Source organism: Gracilibacillus thailandensis (assembly GCF_010994055.1).
GTDB lineage: Bacteria > Bacillota > Bacilli > Bacillales > Amphibacillaceae > Gracilibacillus > Gracilibacillus lacisalsi.
Window position 1 is genome coordinate 220,986 of sequence record NZ_WJID01000001.1, and the last position, 26,260, is coordinate 247,245.

Below are 26,260 nucleotides of genomic sequence, written 5' to 3' on the forward strand. Positions count from 1 at the left end.
TTAGCAGCCCAAATCACATATGATTTGGTCTTTTATATTTACTGCTATGACATATGTGCTGCGCTAATGATTAATGTGAATGATAATGCAACGAATTCATTCATACAGAATATACGAAGAAGATTTGGAAATTTTATGTTAAAATGTTAAATATAAGATTCAGAAAGTTAAGTTCTTCAACTAACGGGGAAGGTTAGTTGAAGAAACAATATTAATCTTGAAGTTAAAGGAATATCGCTAAGAATGTATCTATAAGTAACTTATGGTATAATGTCTCATTATGCATTACGAAAGAAGGTAAGTACTATTGAATTCTAATAGTGGTAATTCTGAAAACACATTCCAACGGGGAAGACCAAGAAGTAGTGATGTTGATAAACGTATTCTTGATGCAACACTAACTCTTCTTGCAGAAGTTGGTGTTGAAAAAATTAGTATGGAAACTATTGCTACGAAAGCTGGAGTAGGTAAGAGTTCTATTTATCGGAGATGGAAAAATAAAGATGAGTTAATTCTTGCTGCACTGGAACAGTTGAAACCAGAATTTAATATCTCTATAAAAGGGAAGTTAGAGGATGTCTTATTTGAACTCTCTCGAAACTTCACAGAGCAAATGAATAACCCTCTTGGTAAACAAATGCTCTCCCTACTAATGTCAACATTATCAAGTAATTCACAGATTTCCGAATCTTATTGGGAAAAGCATTCACTGCCTAAAACAAAGGAAATTTCAAATCTGCTTCAAAAATATCTTGAGGAAGAGAATATTCGTAAAGAAGTAAATTTAGATCTAGTTTCCGAATTTTTAATTGGTTTTATTATTTATCAACTTTTACTCAAGCCATCTACAACAGATTTACAACCTCATTTAAGGGCTGGAATTGATATGATTTTGAACGGGATAAAAGAAAAATAATTTTAACCTTGCATTTAAAGCGAGGTTATTTTATTGACATAATACGATACGATACTGTATCGTATTATATATAAGTATTAATAAGGAGGAAAATTTTATGAGTAAAGAAAAAAAGACTGTGATTATAACTGGAGGGAATACTGGATTAGGGTATGAATGTGCTAAAGTGATTGCAAAAGCTAATAATGATTGGCACATAATTTTGGCTTCGCGTAATAAAGAAAGGGTAAATACTGCTGCCCAAGAATTGATTCAAACAACAGGGAATCAACATATCTCAGGAATGGTAGTGGATTTAGCCTCGTTCTCATCCATACATCATTTTGTTCATCAATTCAATGAAGCTGATCTTCCACCTTTGCATTCCATTATTTGTAATGCAGGTGTTCAATTTGTACAAGGAACTCAGGCTACAGTTGATGGAATAGAAGCGACATTTGGAGTTAATCATCTTGGTCATTTTTTACTTGTAAGATTATTACTTAACCAGATTCAAGATCGTGGTTCTATAGTTGTTGTAAGCAGTGATACCCATGATCCACTTATGAAAACAGGTATGCCTGCACCAATTTATCTCCACCCTAGTATTATGGCTAATCCACAAAAATCGGATGAATCATTAGCAAACCTTTCATCTCTTAATAGGGGGCAAACGCGTTATACAACCTCGAAGCTATGTAATCTCTATTTTAGCTACGAACTAGCTCGACGTATTGAGAAAGCCAATCGATTAATTACTGTAAAAGCATTTAATCCAGGAATGATGCCTGGAAGGGGATCTAGTTTATCTAGAGATTACAATCCTATACTTAAATTCATGTGGAATAATGTACTACCACTAATGCGTTTCTTTCGTTCCAGTATACGGACCACGCAACAATCTGGAACTGATCTTGCAAATTTAATATTGAATCAGCGTTTTTCAAGTAGTGGACAATACTTTGATGGACCAAAAAAAATAGCCTCTTCCAAGGAATCTTATGACATTGATCGTGCTAAAGAGCTATGGAGCTGGAGTTCCGATATTCTTGGTTTAAATGAGAATATTTAGATAATATAAAAGAAGAGGGCGTTTGTGATGAACGACCTCTTCTATTAATAATTCTACTTTCAAGTAACATAGAAAGAAGTTTCTTCATCTTACGTTGAGGATACGAGGGCGAAACAGGAGAGGCGGTTAGTGCCAAAAGAACTGGATCCATCCTTAATTACTTTAATGATTTCTAGTCTGACTATTTATCCACTCCTGAAGGATGAATTGAATGAAAGTTAATGTTAAAATTTTGCTATGCAATTGTACTAACGAGGCAGTTTAATTCAATAAATATTCGATTTGTTAACCCCGATTTATTAAAATGACAGAGTAAATTATTTAGGAGGCATTAGATGAAACCACGAATTTCAGTTATAACATTGGGTGTAGATGATTTGGAAAGGTCATTGAAGTTCTATCAGGAAGGACTTGGACTATCAACAGAAGGAATAATAGGTCAAGAATTTGAGCATGGTGCTGTTGCGTTTTTTGATTTACAATCAGGCGTAAAACTTGCCATTTGGAATCGTAGGGATATAGCTCATGACACAAGCATAAATCAGACACCAAAAAGCCCTACTGAATTTACAATTGGTCATAATGTTAGGAGTAAAGAAGAGGTTGATATGGTAATGGAACAGGCAGATAAAGCTGGTGCGATTATAACAGTTCCAGCACACGATACCTTTTGGGGAGGATACTCTGGATACTTCCAAGACCCTGACGGACATTTGTGGGAAGTAGTTTGGAATCCAGCTTGGGAAATTACTGAATAAATTTTATATAAATTCATCTTCAATTAACGGGTGCGTTAGTTGAATAAGAGGTCATTAAATTCATAACAAAAGGAGCTTGTTAACCAAGCTCCTTTTTATTGTGTTATTTTAACTGTTAATTTTGATGTCAATTGCTGTGCGATTTGTAGTGCAATTCACTTGTCAATTAAGGGTTTATTTCATATGTTTTTTTTGTGTTTTGCACTCCAAAACCGAACCCGTTACCTACTTGGAAGGGGCGCTTTTTTGCTTCGTTGGCCTGTCTCTTTTTCATACAACTTGATATGTTCACCGCTTACTCCATATACTATGCCACTATTTATCCAACCATATTTTTCGTAATAGCCTTCAAGGTCTGTTGATAGATAAAGGTTCTTATAACCCTTTTTAGCAGTCTCCTCTAGGGCATGTTCTAGTAGCTTATATCCAAATTGGTTGCCTCTATGTTGTTCTTCAACATATAAGCAAGCGAGCCAGGGGCACAAATCTTGGCGACTATTCAAATCATTTCTAATTAATGCATAAGTTCCTATGATATTCCCTTCTTTCACAGCCACATAGAATCTTGGAATAGCTGATTTAGTTGTGCAAGAGTGAACCATCGCATCTTCATAGAACGTATAGTTATGCTCGTTTCCCCATTGTTTCCAAAATACTTGAAGTGCTTCTTCAAAAAGATTATTCCTTTCTTGCAACTCGATAATTTTCATATTCCCCCCAATAAATTTCACCTTGAAATCTGATTTTTACTTCGCTTTTCTTAAATACCTAATTGATACTTGGTTTTCCCCGGTTTCAGTAGTTGTAGTCCTTTTCTCCCTGTAGACAAATCCTCTAGCTTCATAAAACGGAATAGCCCTATAATTATCTTCTTGCACTGATACCCATTGTTCCGATACACCTTTTTCTATTTGCTGCTTGGTCAGCGCCGTAAGTAGTTGTTTTCCGATGCCTTTATACCGATAGCTTTCATCTACATAAAGCACAAATACTTCTCCTGTGTCTGGTTTTGTCATACCACCGCCGATAACGCCAACAACCTTTGAATTATCTAATGCAACATGAGTATAAGTTCCTTGTGTAATGTCCTTTTTAACACGCTCATGATTATACCAAAATGCGATATTTTTCTTTTGATATTCCTCGCTTAGCTTTCCCGCTACCGTTTGTTTCCAACCTGTGGAACAGATATTAGCAATTGCTTCTGCATGTTCTTCTCTAGCTTTTTCAATGATGATATTCAAGAGTTTATCCCCCTTTTTTCAATGAACTGTCGCGATGCTAATATATAGTTGCATCCAATCAATCTAGCATGCAACATTGTTTAGAAAATATGAAAACTTATTTCTATGAAAATTACTAATCTTATCTATTCTTTAAAATATCATCTACAAATCTCTTCTTTTCCTTTTTATAAAATTTTTCATCTTTTGGGTATCTCGTTGCTAAGTTCTGTTTTAACACATCGTATTCGTTCGCCTTTTTCAGATTGCCATTCAGATAATCTCTAAAATAAATATGTTCTTTCCACCAGCTGCCGTTGTATTCAACTATATGCATATTATGAGTTTTGGTTAGGCTTTCCAGATCAGAAAATCTGGCAAAAACTACTTTTCCATCAAGTTGCACTTTCGATAAATGATAATAGCCTATTTCTTTTAATCTTTTTCTATCAAATTTTCTAACGTCCTCTAAAGTTTCCACACCAACCAATATATCAATAACAGGTTTGGCTTTAATACCTTCAATTGCTGTACTTCCGAAATGTTGAATATCTATTATGTTTTCCCCAATAATTGATTGCAATAGTTGCTTCTCATCATGAAATAATTTTTTCCAATCAGCCGAGTGATTCACTAGCTTTACTTCTCCTTTATTAACACCTAACATTTAAATCACTCACTTTCACGAAAGTGCTATTTCATATTTTAATTAAAAATATCATATTTACAAGCCGTTCTATTAAAATTTAATTAACTCAAATGCCTGCAATATTTTATACCTATCAACTAACAAAACCCCTGTCCAATACCTTCTAGCAACAGCAAATTCTTCTGGATAACTCCCCCATTCCCAGGAAATATCCCAAGTACCTTCCTCAGATAATTGGTCTATATAAAAACTTAGGTTCTGCTCTACTAAATCGCTCATATTTTCATAAAGTGGATGAGCAGGGCTATCCATAAAATCAAGTGGAAGAGGTTTGTATCCTGTCGCCCATTCTGGCACATTTTTGTCAACAGTCTGCTCAATTAGTGTATTTATTTTGTTCGAAATATCATTTAATAACGGCTCATCAGCATGCCTCTTGAGAATTCGGAATAATTGTTGGTAATTATTGATCTCATGACTATCCATTTTATCACTATTCATCAAATGGTCTATTGCCTTTGCCATCACCATCCATCCTAACTGTGATGCTTCACTATTGTCTCGTGACCAATGAATAAGGAAGCCTGCTAATTCGGCACTAGGGTTAAACATCCAGTTATCTTGAACTCCCTCTTTCCAATGCCACCATGGTGCGTGTGGATGTTGATTATTTTCAGGCAGTACGGTAGCCCACATTCCTATATTTTCATTATAGCTGTCTACTAAATACGTAAGCATAGATTGTACAATTTTTTCATTTGCGCTTGCTTCTATTTCCATTAATATTTGACCAGCTGTCCATGTAGCCATTGGAGATGAATCCGGTGTCCAAAAATCAGGTTCAATGCCATGACCAAATCCTCCGTCTTTATTTTGAAAAGCAGATAAATAATGAATAACCTTATCTCTGGTTACTCCTTCAAAAAGATAGCTCCATCTGGCAGCTTCTAAAGGCCTGGCATTTCGTTTGATCCAGGCACTCGACTTGTCGAATGATTCTTTTGATATTTTCATCTATAAAACCTCCTATTTTTACAGATTAGGTAACATTAAGACGTTAACTAGATATAAAATATTAAATCTTTTATATTATTCAATTGATATATATTTCCTTTGTTATCATTAGAACCAATACCTATTCCAAAGCCTTTTATTCCGATATTAATAGCTAAATTTACATCATCAGTGAATCCCCGATCATAAAAGAATCCTCTAAATTAATTTTCGGGTATTTTTGAATTGCCTGCTCAATCATTCCAGTATTTGGTTTAACACAATGGCACCCCTCTCTTTTACTATGTGGGCAATAGAAAATATCAAGTATTTCTATATTTTGATGTTTTAATCCATTTATCATTTGATTGGTTATATCGTGATACTGGTCGATCGTAATATGCCCTTCATGAATAATGTATTGATTGGTAATAATTATTATTTGGTAACCCTTTTTTAAAACTTCTTTTAGAGTATTTATTGCTCCCATTTTAAAAACTGGATTCTTAATTCTAGTCCATTCCTGGTCCGGATAATCCTCAATGATGGTGCCATCTCTGTCCAAAAATGCAACTTTCACCTCCGTCTCCTCCCTGATCAAATAAAATTTTTATCGATGAACAAAGAACTCTCGTAGCTGTTTATAGAATAATAGTATTCATTTTTATTTATGATAATCTCCAGGCTGGAATTAAAGAATGAAATTGAAAAAAGTAACTCATGATGAGGTGAATAACGGTATAGAGAGCTAATATCGTTACATATGTAAGAAGCCAAGTAAGAAATGGTTGGTTTAAGAATAGATAGAGTAACAGCATACCTACTGGAAATGGTATTAGCACAATTAACCATATAGGTGCGCCTAAAGCTTCGGTAAGTGCACCTAAAGAAACTACTGAAAATCCGATGATAAGGGCTTGCCAGATAGCTAGATCATTCTTGAGTAACTGAGAGCCAAAAAAATAGGATAAAGCTGTGAGTACAACTGATAATACAAAACTTAGTAAATAATTCATTTTTCCTCTTCCTTTTCAGTTTATGATTAATTTATTTGTATTTTACCATTTAAAACCTAAAAAGTGGGGATAAACTATTACACATAAATTGAAAGGCAGAGGATGAGTGATAAATTTTTATGCTAGTTTTGGCTACATAAAGGGCGAAAGTGAAATGTTGTTTATTTATTATCAACTTTTTGGGGGTTACTGACAACTTCGTGGCTTTTACTATCAACTTTTTTAATTTACTGGCAACTCGCCAAACAAAAAAAGGACACAATGAATTGCATCCTTTTTATTGATAATCAATTGCTGCTTTTTTTACTGCTCTAATAATCCCTCCATATCCTGTACAGCGGCAGAGGTTACCGGATAATGCTGTTTTAATTTGGGCATCTGATGGATCGGATTCTTTATCTAGCAATGCTTTTGTTGCCATTATCATTCCTGGTGTACAATAACCGCATTGAAAGCCACCTTCTTCGAGAAAAGCTTGTTGGATAGGGTGAAGTGTATCTTCATCAAATATTCCTTCAATTGTCGTTATACTGGATCCATTTACTTGATAAGCCATTACTAAGCAGGAGTTTGCTAAGGTTCCATTTATCAAAATCGAGCAAGCTCCACACCTACCGATACCACAGGATATTTTCGTTCCTGTATAATCCAGTTCATTCCGAATAATATCAACGAGTCTTGCTGTTGGATTTACTTGAATCGTTACAGGGGTATTATTAATCGTGAAGCTGATTGTTGTCTTCTTGGTTACTGTGGTTGCTTTGCTCTCTACCATGTATGCTTCCCCCTCTCGGTTAATGCTGTTAATATTTCTTCTGAAGAAATTGGCAGTTTGGCAGGCATATATCCGATCGCATTATGAATTGCCTTCGCAATAGCTGGGGCAACAGCTACCGTCCCAATTTCACCAACACCACGTGGACCATATACATCACCCTCGTCTAGATCTTCAATTGGCGTAACATGCATAGTTGTAGGTACATCCTTGATACTTGGAATTAAATAGCCGTCCAGATTCTCTGTTACGTACCTACTCTCTTTCATCATAGCTTCCTCCATTAATGTATAGCCTAATGACATGACGCCTCCACCTTCTATTTGTCCAACATACCCTTTCAAGCTGACAACAGGGCCAGCTGCAATGGTTTGATCTAAATCAATGACGGTGACCTTTCCTGTTAAAAGATCAATCTCCACTTGGGCAAATACTGCAGAAAATGTATATAAAAAGTGGCCACCATCTACTTCGTCGGGAGTGGTAGGAAAATCAAATTGAGTAGAAGTAATAATCGGTTTCTGTGATGATTTCCTAGCAATTTCTCGATACGTTATCACCAGTTTACTAGCTTGGCTCAACTGATACACGCCACCTGGTCCCAAACGTAATACATCAACAGATAGTCCGATAATTGTCGACGCAATCTGTAATATTTTCTTCTGAAAATCGTTCTTCATTCGATTGACAGCATGCCATACCATGCTTGTTCCTCTCGATGCTGTTGTCGAGCCGGAAGAAGGTACTTTTTTGGTATCACCGATTACTACTTGCAAATCATTAGAGCAAATGTTCAATTCTTCCGTTACAATGGTCTCGATCACATTCAAGATCCCTTGTCCGGCTTCTTCAAAACCAAAGGCAATTTCGATCTTACCATCCTTCGTTATAGACAATTGGCCTCCGGCAGGATCTAATCTACCATATCCTAAGCCACCTCCATGCATCGATATGGCAACCCCCATCCCTCTCACCTTATTGTCTTCTGCACCTTCTTGTTTTACTAGATTCTTTTGATGCTGGTAAATGTGTTCTAGTACTTGTGATGCACCATTAGTAGCCGCAATTCTATGTTTCATTGGACCCGTATCATTCGTTTTTCGGATATTCCTTCTTCTTAGTTCAATTGGATCGATGTTCATTTTTTCGGCTATTCGATCTAACTGCCCTTCTAAAGCAAAAGTAACTTGATTACCTCCAAATCCTCTAAATTCTCCCGCTACTCCGTTATTAGTAAAAACGGAAATACCCTCCACTGCGACATGCTCTATCATGTATGGTCCAACCGAATGCTCAACAGCAAAATCAAGAATTGCAGGTCCTAACGTGGCATAAGCACCTGTATCAGCGACTATATCCACCTTGTGTGCCACTATTTTCCCTTGTTGATTGGCCCCTGTTTTCATTGTAATTTTCATAGGATGACGTTTTAATCCGGAAATGACCGATTCTTTTCTTGTTTGGTGAATTTTCACTGGCAAACCTGACTTCAATGCTAATAGAACACCATATGGCTGAATATTTAATTCATCTTTCCCTCCGAATGATCCCCCCATTGGACTTGATATGATCCGAATTTTCTCTTCTGCAATATCGAGAATCCTTGACAATTGGAAACGATCCTTATAACCATGTTGTGTTCCTACATAGACTGTTACACCACCATGTTCATCAGGTTCCATCACACCACCTTCTGTTTCCATATAAGTATGCATTTGTCTTGGTAATTGATAGGTTTCTTCTACAATAGTATTAGATTTAGCAAAACCTTCATCGATATCGCCCGAATGAAAGCTTGCTCGATGCAAAATATTGCCACACGCGTGAAGTTGAGGTGCATCTGGCATGAGGGATTTTTCTGGTGTATCCAAAATTGGTAAAGGCTCATAGTTTACCTCGATCAAATCAAGTGCCCGATTAGCTATTTCAATCGATTCTGCAGCAACCGCTGCGACCGCATCACCAACATAACGGACAACATCTTCACATAAGACAGGTTGATCTGGTGTCACAATACCGAAGCGGTTTAAACCGGGAACATCTTGATGCGTGATAACTGCTTTTACACCAGGTAATTGTTCTGCCTGTTTAGTTGATATCGATACAATTCTAGCATGTGGATGCTCACTCCTTAACACTTTCCCATACAGCATGTTTGGAAGTGATATATCCGTCAAATATTTTAAGGAACCAGTTACTTTTTCTTTTCCATCTGGTCTGACTCTATCACGATTTTGATACATAATCTCAGCCTCCTAGATATTTCATAAACTTGGAAGCAATTAAATTAGCAGCAACTTGTTGTTTGTAGTGTTTTGTTACGAACGGTTCAGACGTCGGATGAAATTCTGCCAAGACTAATTCAACAAGCTCCCAGATGTGTACTTCTGTTAATTGCTTACCACTCAAATACGCTTCACATTCTTTTAACCTTACTGGTGTAGTAGTTCCTCCAGCTACAGCCAACCGAACATCTCCCACTTCATCCCATTCATTCCAATTACAAAAGATAGCTACGGTAACAAGTGAAGGGATGAAAGATTCCCTCCGGCCAACTTTTTGATAATACTGCATTTGTTTCTTGCTGCTTTGTTTTTTAATATGAATGGTTGTAAGTACCGCATTAGGATCTGCTTCTTGCTGTAAATATTCCCATAGCTTTGCCGTACGCAATTGATCTTCTATTACCCAGGAAATATCAGCATCTAATACTAATAATGCAGGTATCGTATCCCCAATCCGATAAGCTATATTTCCGCCAATACTTCCCCTGTTTCTTACCGCAGGAGAAGCAACATCTTTCACTGCTTCTGAAAGTAATGGAGCAAATTTACGTATAATCGGATTTACTTCGCATTCTGCTAATGAAACATACGCGCCTATGTGTAACATGCCCTCATCTTGTGTAATCTCATTCAATTTCGGTATCTGATCTAAACGAATTAAGTTTGATGGAAGGGGAGTCCCTTGTTCTCTTTTTAATTGCAACAGTGTCCCGCCCGCAATATAGGTCGAGTCTTCTCGAAACTGCTTCTTCCATTTCATTGCTTCTTGAATACTTGCTGCCTCCCATACTTTCTCGACGTCCATTTTCTTTACAGTTGCTCCTGCCATTTCTTTGCCCATCGATAATCATCCTTCGTATCAATATCATAAAAACTTTTCCTATCATCGCACTTCATGATATAACCATTATTGTTCATACTTTTTACTATTGCTTTAGCTCCTTGATCTCCCTGAAGAGTCAAGAGACGTTCAAACAAGAACGGGTTAAATAAAATAGGTGGCTGTGTAACACCTGCATACTGAGCAGCTATAAACGGGATTTCTTCATTATAGATATGGATTAATTCATTAATAATAGATACTTGAAGAAATGGTTGATCAGCTAACATTATCAAAGCTCCATCAAATGAGGATTTTTGCACTTGCTCAATCCCCGCTCTGATTGAGTAGGATTGTCCTTGATAAGCCTGTGCATTTTGAACAACCTGGTATTTAGCACTTTGCCGCTTCACCTCATCCGTCATCCAATGTAGCGGATCATTCTCCTGCACGACGATAAAAACTTGATCTAACTGAGAGGCTAGTGCATTCCGCAAAGAAGCACTCCCAATAGTAGTACCACCAATAGCTAAAGATAATTTGTCTTCTCCCATCCTCCGGCTGTTTCCGGCAGCAAGCATGATGCCAGCTACCTTAGCATATTTCATCGACAACTTCTTGACTTTTTAACATCTTTTTCTTTTCCTGAATTAATTCCGCCATCACACTTACTGCTATTTCGTTCGCGCTCTCTGCATTAATATTTAACCCGATTGGAGAAAACAAATTTTTTGGAGGTTGTTGTCCAGCTAATAATCTTTTAGTTCTTCTAGCAGAACCTAACAATCCCAAATACCTTAATGGTTCTTCTATTAAAAAGGATAATAGTTCTTTATCGCGTTGAAAGTTGTGGGTTAGTAAAATGACATAATCCGTTGTATGGAAGGATATCTGTTGTTGTAGTTCTTTTGGAAAGCCAAGGTAATGTTTATTAGCTTCTGGAAAATTGATCGTATTACACAACTCTTCCCGCCAATCAGCAATTTCTACTCGAAATCCCGCTTCTAAAGCTAAACGAACAATAGGTTTCGCATCATCACCCGCTCCAATTACTATTAGTCGAGGTTTAGGTTGATAACAATCAAAGTAAATCGCCTGTTGTGAATGAGCCATTTTTTGCGTACCTCTTGTAAAGGAATTGCTGCTTTGCATCAGTTGATTCAAAGTAGAATTTTCATTTACTTTCCCAAACTGAGCATCGTTCGTCTGAAACCAATAGTTCATAGCTTTATTTTCTGTAGGAAGCTCCTTATAGATTAGTACTTTCTGACCGTTATCCAATGCTTTTTTGATCCGATATAAATGTTGTAGCAATACATGATCGACAGGTTCCACCAATACTTGAATTACCCCGTTACAACCTGAACCCTGTCCCCACAACAAGTCATTATCAGCTCGCATATCATAAGTTATCAATTCTGGCTCTTTTCCGATCCCCAGACGGGTAATCCGTTCAACCAAATCCACCTCAAGACATCCGGCACTCAACATACCTATTTGTGAACCATCTGGTTTAAATAACATCATGGCGCCTTCTTTTTTATACGCTGATCCTTTCACATCTACAATCGTCGCGAGTATAGATCCTACTTGTTGATTCGTAAGCGAGGTTAATACCTCATGAATATCATCCATGTTTCCCCCTCCTCCTTTGACGATCCAACTTTCATGTTAATTTATATAACAATTCACGTAATGTATATAGGTATTCTATAAAATGAAAGAATAGATGTCATTGGTTATAATCCATCAAAAATGGCTGACTTCTTATCTGTTTTCACCAAATCCAAGGGGTATTTAGTAAGAAAATCTTTCAAGTTTGATGAACAACCTCCATTTTAATAGCTAATTCCACCAATAATGTGGGATCTTTTTAGTCAATTCATACATACCTTAACTTAATCATACATGATAACATGTAATAAATTACATTATATGTTAAATAAACTTACAGATATTTTGAGAGGAGGAAGAAGAATGACAATCGAAACACTTAATAAACAGGTAAAAAAAGATCTCGCATATCTTAATATGCCCGAAAAAACTTGGGTACCCTCTCGCGAACTGGATGGCCAGCATATATACGATGCTATTATTATAGGAGGTGGACAGAGTGGCTTAGGCGCAGCATTAGGATTAATCCGAGAAAAAATCACTAATATACTTATTATTGATGAGAATCCCGAAGGTCTAGAGGGCCCTTGGGATACGTATGCACGCATGACAACATTGCGCACACCTAAGCATCTAACGGCCATCGACACCGGCATACCATCTTTAACCTTTCGAGCCTGGTGGGAGGCTCAATTCGGAAAGAAAGGATGGGAAGAATTAGACAAAATTCCGAAAGGAGACTGGATGAATTATCTTCGATGGTTCCGTGAAGTCCTGTCACTCCCGATGCAGAACAATACAAAATTGACATTAATCGAACCTATCGAAAGCGGAATGGTTTACCGTCTACATTTAGAGTCTACTTCAGCCAAGTCGCTACTTTCACGAAAGGTAATACTAGCTACCGGAATTCAAGGAGGCGGAGAGTGGCATGTACCTCCTTTCATTAAAGAAAAACTACCTAAAAATCTGTATGCACACACCTCTGAAAATATAGATTTCACGAATCTTAAAAATAAGCATATTGCCATCCTAGGAGGTGGCGCATCGGCATTTGATAATGCCAATTACGCACTATCACAAGGTGTATCAGAAGCACATGTATTTATACGTCGCAAGAATATACCGAAGATTAATCCTATCCGCCACATGGAACAATCTGGGATGATTGATCGTTTTCATACTTTCGCTGATTCAACAAAGTATAAAATTATGAGTCATTTCTTTTATCATAATCAACCTCCAACAAATGACACCTTCCGTAAAGCAAGCGCTTGGCCAGGGTTTTGTTTACACACTGGCGAACCTTGGTTAGACGTTCAACAGGTGGATGATAAAGTAAAGGTCATCACAGAACGAGAGGAATATATTTTTGACTTTATTATTGTGAGCACGGGGCTTAAAACTGACCCAGCATTACGACCAGAACTACGAATGGTGGAACCATATATTTTTAGATGGCGTGATTATTACCAAGCACCTAATAATATTGCTAACCCATTATTAGATGCACACCCCTATTTAAGTCCTGGTTTTGCATTTCAAAGTAAAGCACAAAAAGGAAAAAGGTTGTTACACGGATTATATTCATTTAATTACTCTGCTTTGATTAGCTGTGGTCTTTCTGCATCCGCTATTTCCGGATTGCGTTTTGCTATACCTAAACTAGCTTCAGCAGTAGCTGATCAGCTGTTTCTAGATAATCAAAAAGAGTTATTGGAAGCATTTTTTCAATATGATGAAGAGGAATTTGTTGGAGAAGTACCTCAACACTCAAAATCAACTAATCAAAACCAACTATTAAACGCCTGAAAGTAAATTTTTCAGGCGCTTTGTTATGTTTTGATCTTTTCAAAATAACGTGTTTGAGCAGGCTCTGTTGCAGCGATCATCTCTCCATCTCGCACCACACAAATTGGTTTTGGCTGCACACTAAGCATGTCTTCCAGATTATCTACTGGTAGAACGATGAAATTTGCCGGTTTGCCAACCTCAATTCCATATTGGTGACTAGCCCGAAAGCAGGTTGCAGCATTTTTGGTGATCATATCGATAACTGAATAAAAGTCACCCCTTCCTGTCATATGCGCAAGATGCAGTCCAAGATGAGCTGCCTGCAGTATGTTGCCGACCCCTAGAGGGTAAAAAGGAGTTCTTATATCATCGTGAGCGATGCAAACATTCACCCCTGCTTCATCCAATTGCTTTACCCTCGTAATCCCCCTCCCCTTCGGATATGGGTCATACCTGCCCTGCATGGCACTGTTAACTAAAGGACAAGTCACAACTGTAATTCCTGCTTGTTTCACCAGTTGAATTACCTTGTTCGCATATACATCAGAATAATAGGCTAATGCATTCGCATGACTCACTGTTACTTTTCCATGATAATCATAATCGATAGCCAAGTTTGCTACTACTTCAAGATACCTAGAATGTTCATCATCTACTTCATCACAAAAGACATGAATGAACGTATCATACTCTTTCGCCATCTGAAAGCAAAAAACTAAAGATTCTATCCCCTTCTCTCTCGTATGCTCCAGATGCGGAACTGCACTAACCGCATCCGCTCCCAATTCTATTGCTTTGCGCATCCTGACTATATTTTCTACACAAGACACTAAGCCACTTTGCGGAAAAGCAATAATTTGTAGTTCTACTTTCCCTTTAAATTGTTTTCTCACCTCGAGCAACGCATTTAAAGCGGTTAAATTTGGATCTGAAATATCAACTGCCGCCCTAATAAAAAGAACCCCATATGAGATTAATAGTTTTATTGCCTTTGAGGCACGTTCAACAACATCATCTACTGTTAAATCATCTTTTCTTGATTGCCAAATATCAATCGCTTCAAATAGTGTTCCAGACTGGTTGTAACGCGGAGAACCAGCTGTTAACACCGTGTCCATGTGCGTATGTGTTTCAACAAATGGCGGTAATAAATAATTACCTTTCCCATCCCATTCTGTATGCCCAGCAATTTCCTGATCCGTAATGGAAACAAACTTACCATTGTTAATTCCGATATGAACTCGTTTTTCACCCTCGAGCAATTTCACATTTTTCACTGTAATATCATACATGCTAACACCCTCTTTTTATATAGGAAGTGAACTATCTTCAGTCGTCTTATTCCATAGTGCTTCTAGTTTTTTATCTGACATCATCATTTCCGCCTTTACACCATTTAACCAACGATTTTTGGTAAATACATATCGGGTTGGTGCAATGGTTCCAAATAGCTCATAGATATCCTTCGCATCCGTCATCACAAAATTTGCAGGGGCATTTTCTTTGATATCGTGATGCTCCAACCCATAAATGCGCCCGGGAATTGTTGTCATCATTTTCAAGACATGTAACAGTTCTTCCTCACTTGCTAAATGAGCAGCATAAGCGGTTAAAAGACCGATTTGTACCATATCTCCACATCCAAAAGGGTGAAAAGGGTCATTAACATTATCAGAAGCAGTAGCGATCGAGACACCATGGCCGATTAACTCTTTTATTCTTGTTACACCTCTACGAATAATCCCCGAATCCTGTCTGCCTTGTAGATACATATTGGCACCAGGGAGTGTGACAGCATGAATCTGATGTCTCCTCATCCCTTCCATGATATGATCAGCCTTCATTTGTTCCATAGCAGCTAACGAACATAAATGTCCAGCCGTAACATATCCTTCCAGTTGGTATTGGGCAGTTTTGCTTATCAGCTCTTCAATCGTACAAACGGCTGGATCATCATTTTCATCAACATGTAAATCAACAAACTTTCCATGCTTTATCGCTAACTGCATAGCAATCTCAATATTTTCCGCTGGGAAGTCCATTAAATGGGGCGCTCCACCAATACCATCAACCCCCAATTGAATTGCTTCTTCGATTACCGCAAACTCTTGATCTGTTCGTTGAAAAAGTTTAGAAAACATCGGCACAATTTGTATATCAATAAAATCTTTTAATTCTTCTTTCACCTCGATTACCGCTTGGAAATTGTCGATTGCCAATTGCACACTGGTATCCATTTCAAAATTAACATGTGATCGGATATGTGTTGTTCCAAAGGAAAGCGACTGAATCGCCTCTCGTCGCACTCGTTGCTTTATTTCTTCTTTTGTAAACAAATGTGCGCGTTCACTATAATTTCGAATCGCTTCGAATAATGTCCCGGTTTTATTAGGCACCGCTTGTAAGGAAAATGCTTTATCGAGATGGGTATGAATATCAACAAAAGAGGGAAGAACAATTCTTCCCTCAAGATCTATTTGCGAGCAATTAGGTAAGTCTTGCAACGCTTGTTTAAACGGAGTCAACGTTTGGTCAATACGTTCTGGCTGCATATCGATTGATCGATATTTACCCTCTTTTATCGTTATTTTGTACCGTTTACTTTTGTCTATCAGCGGCAGTTGTACATTATATAAAGTTAGGGTTTGGGCCATATTTATTCCTCCGAAGGCAAGAATTCCGTCGTAAAGTAATTGTTGGGATCTTCATCATTGCTAATAATACCTAGATCTAGCATTTGATCTTGTAATGTCGACCAACGCTCCTCCGTCATATAACCAAAGCCATATTCTTCTGCATCTCCACCAAAGATTAATTCTTCTTGTTCTTCTGCACCAAATTCCATTAATCCTTCCGTTAAATCAGGGTTGTACTCCAGTAAAATATCTTGATAATTCGCAGGATCTTCTCTGTATGCTTCCCAGCCTTTAACAGTCGCTTCAATGAATGCTGCCACTAATTCTGGTTTTTCCTCGATGATTTCCTCCGTAGTGAAAAGCACGTTAGAGTACGGTTGGAAACCCGAATCATGGATACGCAAGTAACTATTCTCCACTCCCTGCTGGTCTAGCACATAAGGTTCTGAAGTAATGTAACCTTGAGTAACAGCATTTGGATCATCAATAAACGTACTTAATTGACCAGTATAAGAGAGCTCACTCATATCCCCCAATTCATACGCTTCTTTTATATATTCCCAATAACCAACACCAGGAGCTGTAATACTGGTCATTCCACTTAAGTCCTCGAAATTTTCAACTCCTGCATCAGCATGGGAAATTAATACATATGGACTCACTTGGAAGATGGCCCCGATGGCTACTAACGGAATACCTTTATCACGTGAATTAAGAATATCCTCACCAGACGTATAACCGAAATCCATCTTTCCGGATGCAACTAATTGGGTAGCAGATATTTGCGGTCCACCAGGCTCAATCGTCATATCAATTCCTGCTTCCTCATAATAGCCTTCATCTAAGGCAGCGTAATTCCCACCATGTTCAGGCTGGGCGAACCAGTTAGTAACCAATGTAGCTTCACCTAAATCGACCACTTCTTCTACATCAACATCTGTCGCCCCCTCACTTTCCGACGTCTCCACATCGGTTTCTTCGCCACTTTCCGCTTCTGCCCCCGAACTATTATCGCCTCCACACGCTGCAAGTAACAGTAAAAACATCATTGCAACTAGTGCCAACATTCTCTTATTCCAACTAGAACCCTTCATCCTTATTCCCCCCTCAAGACTGTTAATCTTTCTTCATTTCAGATTCATGCCAAGATCCTAATAAGACCTTAGACAATAAACTAACTAATAAGAAAAATACAATTCCTAATATTGATGCAGCTATCCCACAGGCAAATAAATAAGGAATTTCCATCGTTGTGGATGCCACGGTGATCGCATAGCCTAAACCGCCATCACCTCCTCCAATACCAGCTATATATTCACCTACAATGGCACCAATGATTGCTAAAGTACAAGATATCTTTAAACCCGCAATAATATAAGGTAAAGCAGCCGGAATTCTAATTTTCCACATAATTTGCCATTTGGAAGCTTGATAAAGACTTAGCAAATCAAGCATTCCCCTGTCAGTTGCATTCAATCCTATCAACGTATTGGATAACATCGGGAAAAAACCGATTGTAAAAGCAATAATGACAATCGCGTTCATCCCCGAACCGAACCAAATTACAATAATGGGAGCTATAGCTACGATCGGAATCGTTTGGAGCAATATCGCATATGGGTATAAACTTCTCTCTAATATTTTCGAGCTAGCCATAATAATTGCACCAGATACACCAATAACAACACTAAAGAAAAATCCGATCACTGACTCTAGTATAGTAGTAGAAGCTGAATCCCATAGTCGACTCCAATTGTCAACCGTTGCCATAAAGACATCTGTTGGCTTAGGCAAAATATAAGGCGGAATCTGTAACATTGCCGTTCCAAATTGCCAAGCCAACATAAAAATCAGAAACGCTATAAGCGGTGGAACCCAGCTATGAAGGAATTTCAAGTTTACTTTCTTCCGATTTGCCATTTCATTGTTTACTTCCAGTTTTTCCGTCTGTACATTTTCCATTTCCATCCTCCTCACTTTGCAAGTTTCACATTCACTTCTTTAGGAATCTTTCCTCTATTCAAAAGATCATACGGGTCATTCTTTTCTTTTAAGGATGTGATCTTTTCCATCCGTAAGTTATAACCTCCAAAGCCAAGTAAATACGTATGAGGATTATTGACAGTTACACCAACCTCTTCAAAAAACTCGATAATTTCATAGAGTCTTTCTTTAGATTTATAGATCACAACCGGTAAGGAAGTCGGGGTGACATTTCCTTCAATTTTGATATATTCGAAGTGGAATTGAACTTCGTACCCGAACACCTCTCTTATCCTTCGCATTTGTTCAAGTACTTTTTCTGTATCAAATCTCGCTTGTAAATAAGTCATGTTCTCACCGTGTTTGTGAGCCCATAGTGTTGCATGGTTCCAAGTAAAATCAGAAACTTTTAGCCCTTTGTGATACTTTGATGCCGGAATATAAAAGGATTGCTCGCCTCCATATTTCTCGGACAATTCCTTCATTCTCCCTTCTGCATCCTCAGTTATTTCAAGCATCACAATCGATTTATCCTCTACCAAATATTTTTTTAACTGCTGAAAGTGGGAAGGAATCGGCCATTCACAAACAGAAACTAAACGTTTTGTAATAGCTTCATCACGCGAAAGTTCATCACTGAACATAACTGCTTCATGAAAAGTATCAAACGACATAATGTACTGAGACCATTCTGTTCTTGATTCTATTGGCAATACAGCTTCAACCAGAATTCCAGTCGTACCGTAATTATGAATATAATCCAATACTTCTTCATCCTTAATGGTTAACAGTTGGGGCTTTTCTTCAACCGTCAAAATCGTAACCTCAAGAACGTTGCCATCCCACAAATTCCCCCAACGAATTGACCCAATTCCACCAGATCCACCACATAGAAAGCCGCCGACGGTCGATTTCATAAAGGTACTTGGGTAAATACGAAGCTCCTTCCCCTCCTTTCGTAGCGTTTTCTCTAATAATCCCAACTTAACACCAGCTTGTACGCGAACATCCTTTTCATTTATTTGCACAATCTGATTCAGTTTTGTTAAATCAAGAATAATCCCGCCATTTAAAGGAATTCCTTGACCATAATTTCCTGTCCCCGCTCCTCGCGGTGTGAGGGGAACACGATTTTTTACTGCAAAGCGGATTATCTTTGTTAATTCATCGATAGTCTTGGGGACCACAGCACAGTCAGCAACCTTATCCTTCAATTCCTCAAACAAAATGGGGGAGTACCAGTAAAAATCCTTCGATAGCCGATCAATTGCTGAATCTTTGACGATTACATTCTCTTCACCTATCAGTTCCATCAGTCGTTCTTTCCACAATTTGATCACCTCATTAAAATTTAAGATCGCGTGAAACTCTAGCAACAATATCACTAAACTGGTGTGTCGTTCTGATTTCATCATCACGAGGAAATGGTAGCGAGACATTTACAGTAGAAGCAATCTTACCAGGACTAGGGGTCATCACTGCTACTTTGGTAGATAAGTACACTGCTTCAAATACATTGTGTGTAATAAACAATACCGTCATCTTTTGTGATTCCCATATTCTTAATAACTCCGACTGCAGACTCTGTCTTGTTATTTCATCCAAAGCACCAAAAGGTTCGTCCATGAGCAACAGTTTTGGCTTTGCCACTAACGCTCTTGCAATGGACACACGCATTTTCATGCCCCCAGATAATTGACGTGGCAAAGATTTTGCATAATCCTTTAACCCTACTAACTTTAAAGCTCGTTCAGCTTCTTCTCGTTTTTCCACTTTTGACATTCGTTGAAATTCTAAAGGTAACATGACATTTTCCAACACAGACCTCCAAGGCAAGAGAGTGGCATCCTGAAATACAAAGCCAACATCCGTACGTTTTTGTTGTGCTGTTTGCACCTGCGAACCTAAGATTTCAATCTCACCTGTTGTATTTTCTACTAATCCGGAGATCATTTTGAATATGGTGGATTTACCACAGCCAGATGGTCCTACAAAAGATATGAACTCTCCGTCTGCTATATCAATGTCTACGTTGTCCACCGCCACATTCCCATTCGGAAAAATCTTACTTACACCTTTCATTTTTACAACATGTTGACCTGTTTTCTTTTCTACCATTTCTTCCAATTCAGTAGTTGTCATCATGATCCTCCCTTTTGTAATTCGTCTATATTAAATCTACTCATTTCCTTTAATGCTTCCGCAATATATTTACCTGCTCTCTGATTAATTTCCTTCCCTTTTTCTACAGTAGCGCGGGTAGCATCTCCAGCCATCCCCGTGGCAGATATATCGTTAATCACCCACGCAAAATAACAACTCCCCTTTAAGTACAAATACTGGATATCCTCCGGTAAGGAAACAAAATCAACAGGGCTTTGTTCCATGTTCACCCAATTACCTTTGATATCTAATACCATCGAGGTTTCAACATCTCCTCCATGTATCCCAAAAACTCGTTCTTTTTCTGGGATCAAATCCGTTAGCAAATTCCCATCAGAAGAGTTTAATCTGAAGACCATCATGCCCGTTTCTATCCTTACCTCTCTAGAAATCATATTTAATAGATCATGATTACCACCATGGGAATTGAATAAAACCAATCTTTTAAAACCACTATCACTGACACTTTTGGCAATATCCATCACTACGGATTGCAACGTTGCAGCAGAAAGTGTAATTGTTCCAGCCATCCCTATGTGTTCTGTACTTTTTCCATATGGGAGTGGTGGGAGCAGCCAGATATTATCTACCTCTGCAAAATGTTCAAATGCTTCCATTAATACCCCTTCAGCTATTAATGTATCTGTATAAATCGGCATATGCGGACCATGTTGTTCCACCGCTCCAATAGGTAATACTATTAATGCGTCATCTTTCGGTAGTTGTTTCACTTCCTCTGTTGAGAGCCTTGCCAAGAATCTTTTTTCAAAAGCTTCGCCATGATATCGATCAGTTTGCATACGAACAACCCCTGTTCTTTGAAATATCGAATAATAATCAATAGTGGTTCACTCATGTTCATTCGAAAACACATATTGTTATAAAATGTTACATATTCCTATTCATTTATTTCTTTAGATTCATTATCCTAGGAATCATTAGATAATTGTTATAAAAACTAACACTATGCGTTATTTATTGTTACGGTTATCTTAAGGGAAATCATGATAGGTGTCATTGGTCATTGTAAATAAATTAGGCCTGTTATTTAGACGTTTATTACAAAGCGAATTTGTTCTTTTCTGATAAACCCTTTTCTAACAAGCACAGATACAACCTTTCATTTGTTATCATTTCTTACAAAAAGAGAAAAATCGCTTCCGATTGTATTTTGGTGATTCTCATACTATAAAAAATACCCTTCAGCCATTAGACTAAAGGATATTTTGGTTAATATGATCTTTTTTTTCGAGTCGCAAGAGTGGCGCTAAGTAGAAATCACTAATTATAATATCGAAACAGCTGAAGTATTTATGGTATGTTGGAAGTTACGGACCTAGACACTGATCATCACCGACTGATCAAAGTTTATTGCCTCTCCATCTACAGTTAGTCTGAAATCGATCAGATCACTTAAACTTTCAGGATGTTATTCTTTTAGTTCTTTCGGGACTGCTGCAAATTCAATATCCCCTTTTAAAATCGCAACAGGAAGTCTTTCTTTACTTACAAGAGAAAGGGAAAAGTGATATAGTGATGTATGGGAAGAATTGATGTAAGGGAGACAAAGAAATGAACAAAAAAGACATCGCTAATATTCGTAAACAGTTTAAAATAGATAATGACTTAATGAAAATTCATGAGATTTTTAATGTTTATATTATGAAAGAATCGAGTGATATCTATCATTCGCAAAGTCAAATTTTCGATATGCTCGACGAAGACGAAAAAGAATTGTTTATGACCAACTTTAAAAAAGTTTTAACAGGCCAATTGGATGAAAAACTTTTTGAACTAAAATTTAAATCTGATGTTGATAACCCAACACAACTGATCCTACACAAAGGATTGCTAACCGCAGAAAGTGAAGACTGGAAAGACCAGATGTTACAAGTCGTTGGGAAAATGCTACAGGATAGACAATACGAGATGGATGTTGTCGTTACCTTTATCCGTGGTGAATACTTGAAACCGATGAAACGTAGCAATGAAGAAACAGAAGAAAGTGATCGGGATTCGGTATATTCTCATTCCTTTATTCTTTGTAGTATCAATAAAACACAAGATCCGAAGAAGGAATTGCATTTTGATTATGTAGAAAAGGAATTTAAATACAATGTCGTAGTAGATCCCGTGATAAATTTAAACGCACCAATCGGAGGTTTTTTATTTCCTTGCTTTACCGATAATGCGGCAGATGTAAACCATGTGCTTTATGCAGCAGGGAAAGCAAATGAACCGGATGAGTTATTTGTTGAAGACGTCTTAAATGCAGAAGAAACAATGACAGCAAAAGAGGATAAAATTGTTTTTGAAGAGGTTGTTCGTGATGCTGTCGGTCATCAAATTAATACATCTACTCTAGCAAACGTCTATGAAGAAATTCATCGTATGACAGAAGATAATGAGGAAGAAGAAACTCCAACATTAGATTATAAAGATGTCGAACAAGTATTAAAGTCCAGTGGTGTAGAAGATGTCGATACAGAAAAAATGGAAGCTGCTTTTAAAAACGTCATCGATGATACGAGCTATGAGTTAAAAGCGCGTAATATCGTACCAAAATACTCATCAAAGTCAATTAAAATCAATACTAAAGTAGCTAATATTGCCGTCAGCCCCGAGGAACTACGTCACGTTAGGCAGGTAACATTAGACGGTAGACGTTACCTGATGATTGAAGTAGAAGAAGATACTGTAATTGATGGATTTACTATGATCCCAGAGGCTTTTAAATAAGATACTATAAACAACAAATCTCTGTGAGGAAAACTTAGATTTGTTGTTTTTCTTTGTTTTGATAACAAATCTTTTACTGACTGCGATTTGTCTATGATAACCTAGTAAACTACTAGCCCCGAACACGCCCATTATGAACAAACGGTATTTCCGGACTTGTTAAATCTCCTACATCTATTTCTATTCCAAATTTTCCATGATAATCTGTTCCACCTGTCATAAGAAGGTCATATTGTTTAGCTAACTCTATTACTCGTTGATGATCGGCTTTAGTATGATCAGGATGTGTTAACTCGATTCCACCTAATCCAATTTTGACTAGCTCAGGGATAAGTTCATAAGAATTTAGTTGACCTGGATGCGCAACGACTGCGATACCACCATCTAAGATAATTGCTTCTACCGCATCATAAACATCGACGTAAGTTATATCCCTATTGGCAACACCATCTCCTTTAAAAAGCGATCGGTATAGATGTCGATAATCATCAGAACTGTACGGTTTATTGGTGATATGACGCATAATATGCTGTTTATAGATTGTTTGTGATGGTTTCGCTGTCTCTAAGATTTCACCTCGATCAAGTGGATAACCTATTGAACGAATTTGCTCTATTTGCCAAAGTGAGTTTTTTTGTCTGCGTTGTAGTAGTGGCGTGCATAACTCCTTAATATGTGGTGCATCTCTCCGATAAAGATAGCCTAACACGTGTACTTTCCTATTGCGTTTATAATCATATGCAGAAATCTCCACCCCCGGAATCACTTCCACTCCATATAATTCTCCCATTTCTTCCACTTCTGGCCATCCTGCAACAGTATCATGATCTACAATACTCATATGTGTGACATTTGCCTTTACCGCTTGCTTTATCAATTCTTCCACAGAATCTGAACCATCAGAATAATGACTATGTACATGTAAATCAGCTTTCATGTGGTACACCTTCTAGCACTACTGACATTTCATTGCTTTTCATGTCAAAGACCTTATCACACAAACCTTCCATAAATTCAATGTCATGAAAAATCCCAACTAATGTTGTACCTTGTTGTTTTAATTTTTCAATCATTTCACGAACCTTCCGTTTTGATTGCTGATCCAAGCTTGCTGTTGGTTCATCTAGTAGTAGTAACCTTGGCTTTTTGACAGTGGCCATCGCAATATTCAATCGCAATTTCTCTCCACCTGAAAAGGTATTTGGATAACTATCCCACAATCCCTCATCCATTTCAAAATAGCTTAGTGCTTTTTCTGTTTCTATTCGAGCAGTTTCTTTTGTTTCCCCCATCTCCAATAATGCGTTTTGGACAAGCTCCCGGCACGTTGTTCGAGGCATAACATTTAAAAATTGTGATACATAGCCAATTTCATTTTTGCGTAAGAAAATTATTTCACGCTCTGATGCTTGTATTAAATCGATTTTGCCAAATTGTTTCGAATCATATATTATCTGACCAGCATCTGAAAGATAAGTACGATAAATACTTTTTAAAATAGTAGATTTACCGCTGCCACTCTTCCCAATAATCCCGAGAAATTCACCCGCATGAACAGAAAATTGAATCTCGTCAACCGCAAGAATCGTTTTATTTAAGTGATGAATGGTAAAAGCTTTACCTAGCCCATTTACTTCTAACATAGTCATTATTATACCCCTTTCTCATTCATACGATAGTTCATTGTTGTCATTAACTCACCATTTACCATTGTATGAGTAAGCGTTGGATAGCCATCAGCCAAACGATCTATTACGAGCAAATCTGCCTTTTTACCCGGCTTAATCGAGCCGATCTCGTGATCCATATGAACAGATCGAGCGGGATTCAACGTCACCATCCTAAACATCTTGTGTAAATTCTCACCTTTATCATGCAACTGAAAAATCGCATGCAGTAATGCTGCAGGGTAATAATCACTACACAAAATATCAGCATAATCATACTCTATCGCCTCTCTAGCTGATAAATTACCAGAATGAGAACCGCCCATTAAAACATTTGGTGCCCCGACAATCGTATAAAGGCCATGCTGCTTAGCTTCTCGTGCTACATCAAGTGTAATTGGAAATTCACTTATCGATGTACCATATGATTTAACTAGCTCTAACTTTTGGACATTATCATCATCATGAGAAGCAACGGCAATTCCTTTAGACTGTGCTAATGCTGCTACTTCTGTTATTTTTTCCATCGTTAATAATTCTGTACTTGTTCTTTCCGCAATCAAAACACTTACTTCTTCATCTGAAAGATTACGGTGGACTTTGATATTATTCCGGTATATTTCTAAATTGCGATATTGGCCTTGACCAGGTGTATGATCCATAAAGGATAATAAATGAACTTTCCCTTCTTTAATATTGTCTACCAGTTGATCAATTCCTTGAATATTATCCAATTCAAAACGCGCATGTAATCGATGACGAATCATATGCTGTTGGTTGTGTGCCTGATGAATCGTATCAACCATTCGTTGCATGTTTTCCGGATGACGAATATGTTTACGGGTAATTTTCCCTTCTTGATAAAAAGAAAGGGAATGAAACATCGTGGTGATACCGTGGCCAAGCAATATCTTCTCTGTTTCTCGCAAACTTAGTTGAAAATCCATCATACTAGAAGGTCTCGGAGCTACTACTGTCTCAATATAATCAGAATGAATATCTATAAATCCCGGTGAAATATAACCACCATTCGCGTTAATGAAATGTGCATGTTTATAATTACTCACTTCTGCTTCAGGAATGATTGCATCAATAACATCATCTATCACTACCACGGCATGGTTTTCTAATATAGAATCCTCTGTAATGACCTTTCCATTATGAATAATGTACAATCT

26 protein-coding genes are annotated in these 26,260 nt (G+C 37.6%); 5 read left to right on the plus strand and 21 right to left on the minus strand.

Translation table 11 applies throughout. The features are described from left to right. Positions 1-307 precede the first annotated feature (307 nt). The 3 genes from GH715_RS00975 to GH715_RS00985 all read left to right on the plus strand — a co-directional run bounded on the left by GH715_RS00975 (position 308) and on the right by GH715_RS00985 (position 2,725). Entirely contained in the window at positions 308-916 is a 609-nt protein-coding gene (locus GH715_RS00975; protein WP_153833704.1) for a TetR/AcrR family transcriptional regulator, read from the plus strand. A 97-nt stretch (positions 917-1,013) separates the two neighbouring features. After that, on the plus strand, positions 1,014-1,967 hold the full coding sequence (locus GH715_RS00980; RefSeq protein ID WP_153833703.1) for an SDR family NAD(P)-dependent oxidoreductase: 954 nt from the start codon (positions 1,014-1,016) through the stop codon (positions 1,965-1,967). A 335-nt stretch (positions 1,968-2,302) separates the two neighbouring features. Next, complete coding sequence (locus tag GH715_RS00985) at positions 2,303-2,725, plus strand: VOC family protein (RefSeq protein ID WP_153833702.1); 423 nt, start codon at positions 2,303-2,305, stop codon at positions 2,723-2,725. 221 nt (positions 2,726-2,946) lie between these two features. Here the strand turns inward: GH715_RS00985 and GH715_RS00990 are convergent, their stop codons facing one another. From GH715_RS00990 to GH715_RS01040, 11 genes are all read right to left on the minus strand, one after another. Continuing rightward, positions 2,947-3,435, minus strand: coding sequence for a GNAT family N-acetyltransferase (locus GH715_RS00990; protein WP_153833701.1), 489 nt, complete (start codon positions 3,433-3,435; stop codon positions 2,947-2,949). 36 nt (positions 3,436-3,471) lie between these two features. After that, positions 3,472-3,969: a GNAT family N-acetyltransferase gene (locus GH715_RS00995; protein WP_153833700.1), complete on the minus strand. Its 498-nt coding sequence runs from the start codon at positions 3,967-3,969 to the stop codon at positions 3,472-3,474. 121 nt (positions 3,970-4,090) lie between these two features. Beyond that, complete coding sequence (locus GH715_RS01000; protein ID WP_153833699.1) at positions 4,091-4,615, minus strand: GrpB family protein; 525 nt, start codon at positions 4,613-4,615, stop codon at positions 4,091-4,093. 72 nt (positions 4,616-4,687) lie between these two features. After that, positions 4,688-5,611, minus strand: coding sequence for a hypothetical protein (locus GH715_RS01005; RefSeq protein ID WP_153833698.1), 924 nt, complete (start codon positions 5,609-5,611; stop codon positions 4,688-4,690). A gap of 160 nt (positions 5,612-5,771) precedes the next feature. Beyond that, the gene (locus GH715_RS01010; RefSeq protein ID WP_240469329.1) at positions 5,772-6,170 is read right to left on the minus strand and encodes an HAD-IIIA family hydrolase; all 399 of its coding nucleotides are present in this window, start codon (positions 6,168-6,170) and stop codon (positions 5,772-5,774) included. A gap of 88 nt (positions 6,171-6,258) precedes the next feature. Next, complete coding sequence (locus GH715_RS01015) at positions 6,259-6,606, minus strand: hypothetical protein (protein ID WP_153833697.1); 348 nt, start codon at positions 6,604-6,606, stop codon at positions 6,259-6,261. A gap of 277 nt (positions 6,607-6,883) precedes the next feature. After that, a complete protein-coding gene (locus GH715_RS01020) occupies positions 6,884-7,381 on the minus strand; it encodes a (2Fe-2S)-binding protein (protein ID WP_153833696.1) in 498 nt (165 codons plus the stop codon). Further along, positions 7,375-9,624: a xanthine dehydrogenase subunit D gene (gene pucD, locus GH715_RS01025; protein WP_153833695.1), complete on the minus strand. Its 2,250-nt coding sequence runs from the start codon at positions 9,622-9,624 to the stop codon at positions 7,375-7,377. The genes GH715_RS01020 and pucD overlap by 7 nt, the downstream gene beginning before the upstream one ends. Before the next feature lie 4 nt (positions 9,625-9,628). Next, positions 9,629-10,507, minus strand: coding sequence for an FAD binding domain-containing protein (locus GH715_RS01030; protein WP_153833694.1), 879 nt, complete (start codon positions 10,505-10,507; stop codon positions 9,629-9,631). Next, positions 10,477-11,094 (minus strand): nucleotidyltransferase family protein, encoded by a 618-nt coding sequence (locus tag GH715_RS01035; RefSeq protein ID WP_153833693.1) that lies wholly within the window; start codon positions 11,092-11,094, stop codon positions 10,477-10,479. The genes GH715_RS01030 and GH715_RS01035 overlap by 31 nt, the downstream gene beginning before the upstream one ends. Then, positions 11,081-12,121: an XdhC family protein gene (locus GH715_RS01040; RefSeq protein ID WP_153833692.1), complete on the minus strand. Its 1,041-nt coding sequence runs from the start codon at positions 12,119-12,121 to the stop codon at positions 11,081-11,083. Before GH715_RS01040 ends, GH715_RS01035 begins: the two co-directional genes overlap by 14 nt. A gap of 342 nt (positions 12,122-12,463) precedes the next feature. Here GH715_RS01040 and GH715_RS01045 point away from each other — a divergent pair, with 342 nt between their 5' ends. Next, entirely contained in the window at positions 12,464-13,912 is a 1,449-nt protein-coding gene (locus tag GH715_RS01045) for a flavin-containing monooxygenase (RefSeq protein WP_153833691.1), read from the plus strand. Positions 13,913-13,935: 23 nt separating this feature from the next. Here GH715_RS01045 and GH715_RS01050 read toward each other — a convergent pair whose 3' ends face one another. The 7 genes from GH715_RS01050 to GH715_RS01080 are packed head-to-tail and all read right to left on the minus strand — an operon-like array spanning position 13,936 to position 21,476. Next, complete coding sequence (locus tag GH715_RS01050) at positions 13,936-15,186, minus strand: amidohydrolase family protein (protein WP_153833690.1); 1,251 nt, start codon at positions 15,184-15,186, stop codon at positions 13,936-13,938. A 15-nt stretch (positions 15,187-15,201) separates the two neighbouring features. Continuing rightward, positions 15,202-16,548, minus strand: a complete 1,347-nt coding sequence (locus GH715_RS01055) for an amidohydrolase family protein (protein WP_153833689.1) — start codon at positions 16,546-16,548, stop codon at positions 15,202-15,204. A 2-nt stretch (positions 16,549-16,550) separates the two neighbouring features. Continuing rightward, positions 16,551-17,624: an ABC transporter substrate-binding protein gene (locus GH715_RS01060; RefSeq protein ID WP_153833688.1), complete on the minus strand. Its 1,074-nt coding sequence runs from the start codon at positions 17,622-17,624 to the stop codon at positions 16,551-16,553. Positions 17,625-17,646: 22 nt separating this feature from the next. Continuing rightward, positions 17,647-18,492, minus strand: a complete 846-nt coding sequence (locus tag GH715_RS01065) for an ABC transporter permease (protein WP_153833687.1) — start codon at positions 18,490-18,492, stop codon at positions 17,647-17,649. An 11-nt stretch (positions 18,493-18,503) separates the two neighbouring features. Then, positions 18,504-19,844, minus strand: coding sequence for an FAD-binding oxidoreductase (locus tag GH715_RS01070; RefSeq protein ID WP_153833686.1), 1,341 nt, complete (start codon positions 19,842-19,844; stop codon positions 18,504-18,506). A 13-nt stretch (positions 19,845-19,857) separates the two neighbouring features. Beyond that, positions 19,858-20,658, minus strand: a complete 801-nt coding sequence (locus GH715_RS01075) for an ABC transporter ATP-binding protein (RefSeq protein WP_153833685.1) — start codon at positions 20,656-20,658, stop codon at positions 19,858-19,860. Then, the gene (locus tag GH715_RS01080; protein WP_153833684.1) at positions 20,655-21,476 is read right to left on the minus strand and encodes a creatininase family protein; all 822 of its coding nucleotides are present in this window, start codon (positions 21,474-21,476) and stop codon (positions 20,655-20,657) included. Before GH715_RS01080 ends, GH715_RS01075 begins: the two co-directional genes overlap by 4 nt. Positions 21,477-22,248: 772 nt before the next feature. Between GH715_RS01080 and GH715_RS01085 the strand changes: the two genes are divergently transcribed. Beyond that, positions 22,249-23,415, plus strand: coding sequence for a DUF4317 domain-containing protein (locus GH715_RS01085; RefSeq protein WP_153833683.1), 1,167 nt, complete (start codon positions 22,249-22,251; stop codon positions 23,413-23,415). 112 nt (positions 23,416-23,527) lie between these two features. Here GH715_RS01085 and GH715_RS01090 read toward each other — a convergent pair whose 3' ends face one another. The 3 genes from GH715_RS01090 to phnM are packed head-to-tail and all read right to left on the minus strand — an operon-like array spanning position 23,528 to position 26,257. Then, positions 23,528-24,352 carry a PHP domain-containing protein gene (locus GH715_RS01090; RefSeq protein ID WP_153833682.1) on the minus strand — a complete coding sequence of 275 codons (825 nt, stop codon included), beginning with the start codon at positions 24,350-24,352 and terminating at the stop codon, positions 23,528-23,530. Next, a complete protein-coding gene (phnL, locus tag GH715_RS01095; RefSeq protein ID WP_153833681.1) occupies positions 24,342-25,064 on the minus strand; it encodes a phosphonate C-P lyase system protein PhnL in 723 nt (240 codons plus the stop codon). Before phnL ends, GH715_RS01090 begins: the two co-directional genes overlap by 11 nt. Before the next feature lie 2 nt (positions 25,065-25,066). After that, positions 25,067-26,257, minus strand: coding sequence for a phosphonate metabolism protein PhnM (phnM, locus tag GH715_RS01100; protein ID WP_153833680.1), 1,191 nt, complete (start codon positions 26,255-26,257; stop codon positions 25,067-25,069). Positions 26,258-26,260 lie beyond the last annotated feature (3 nt).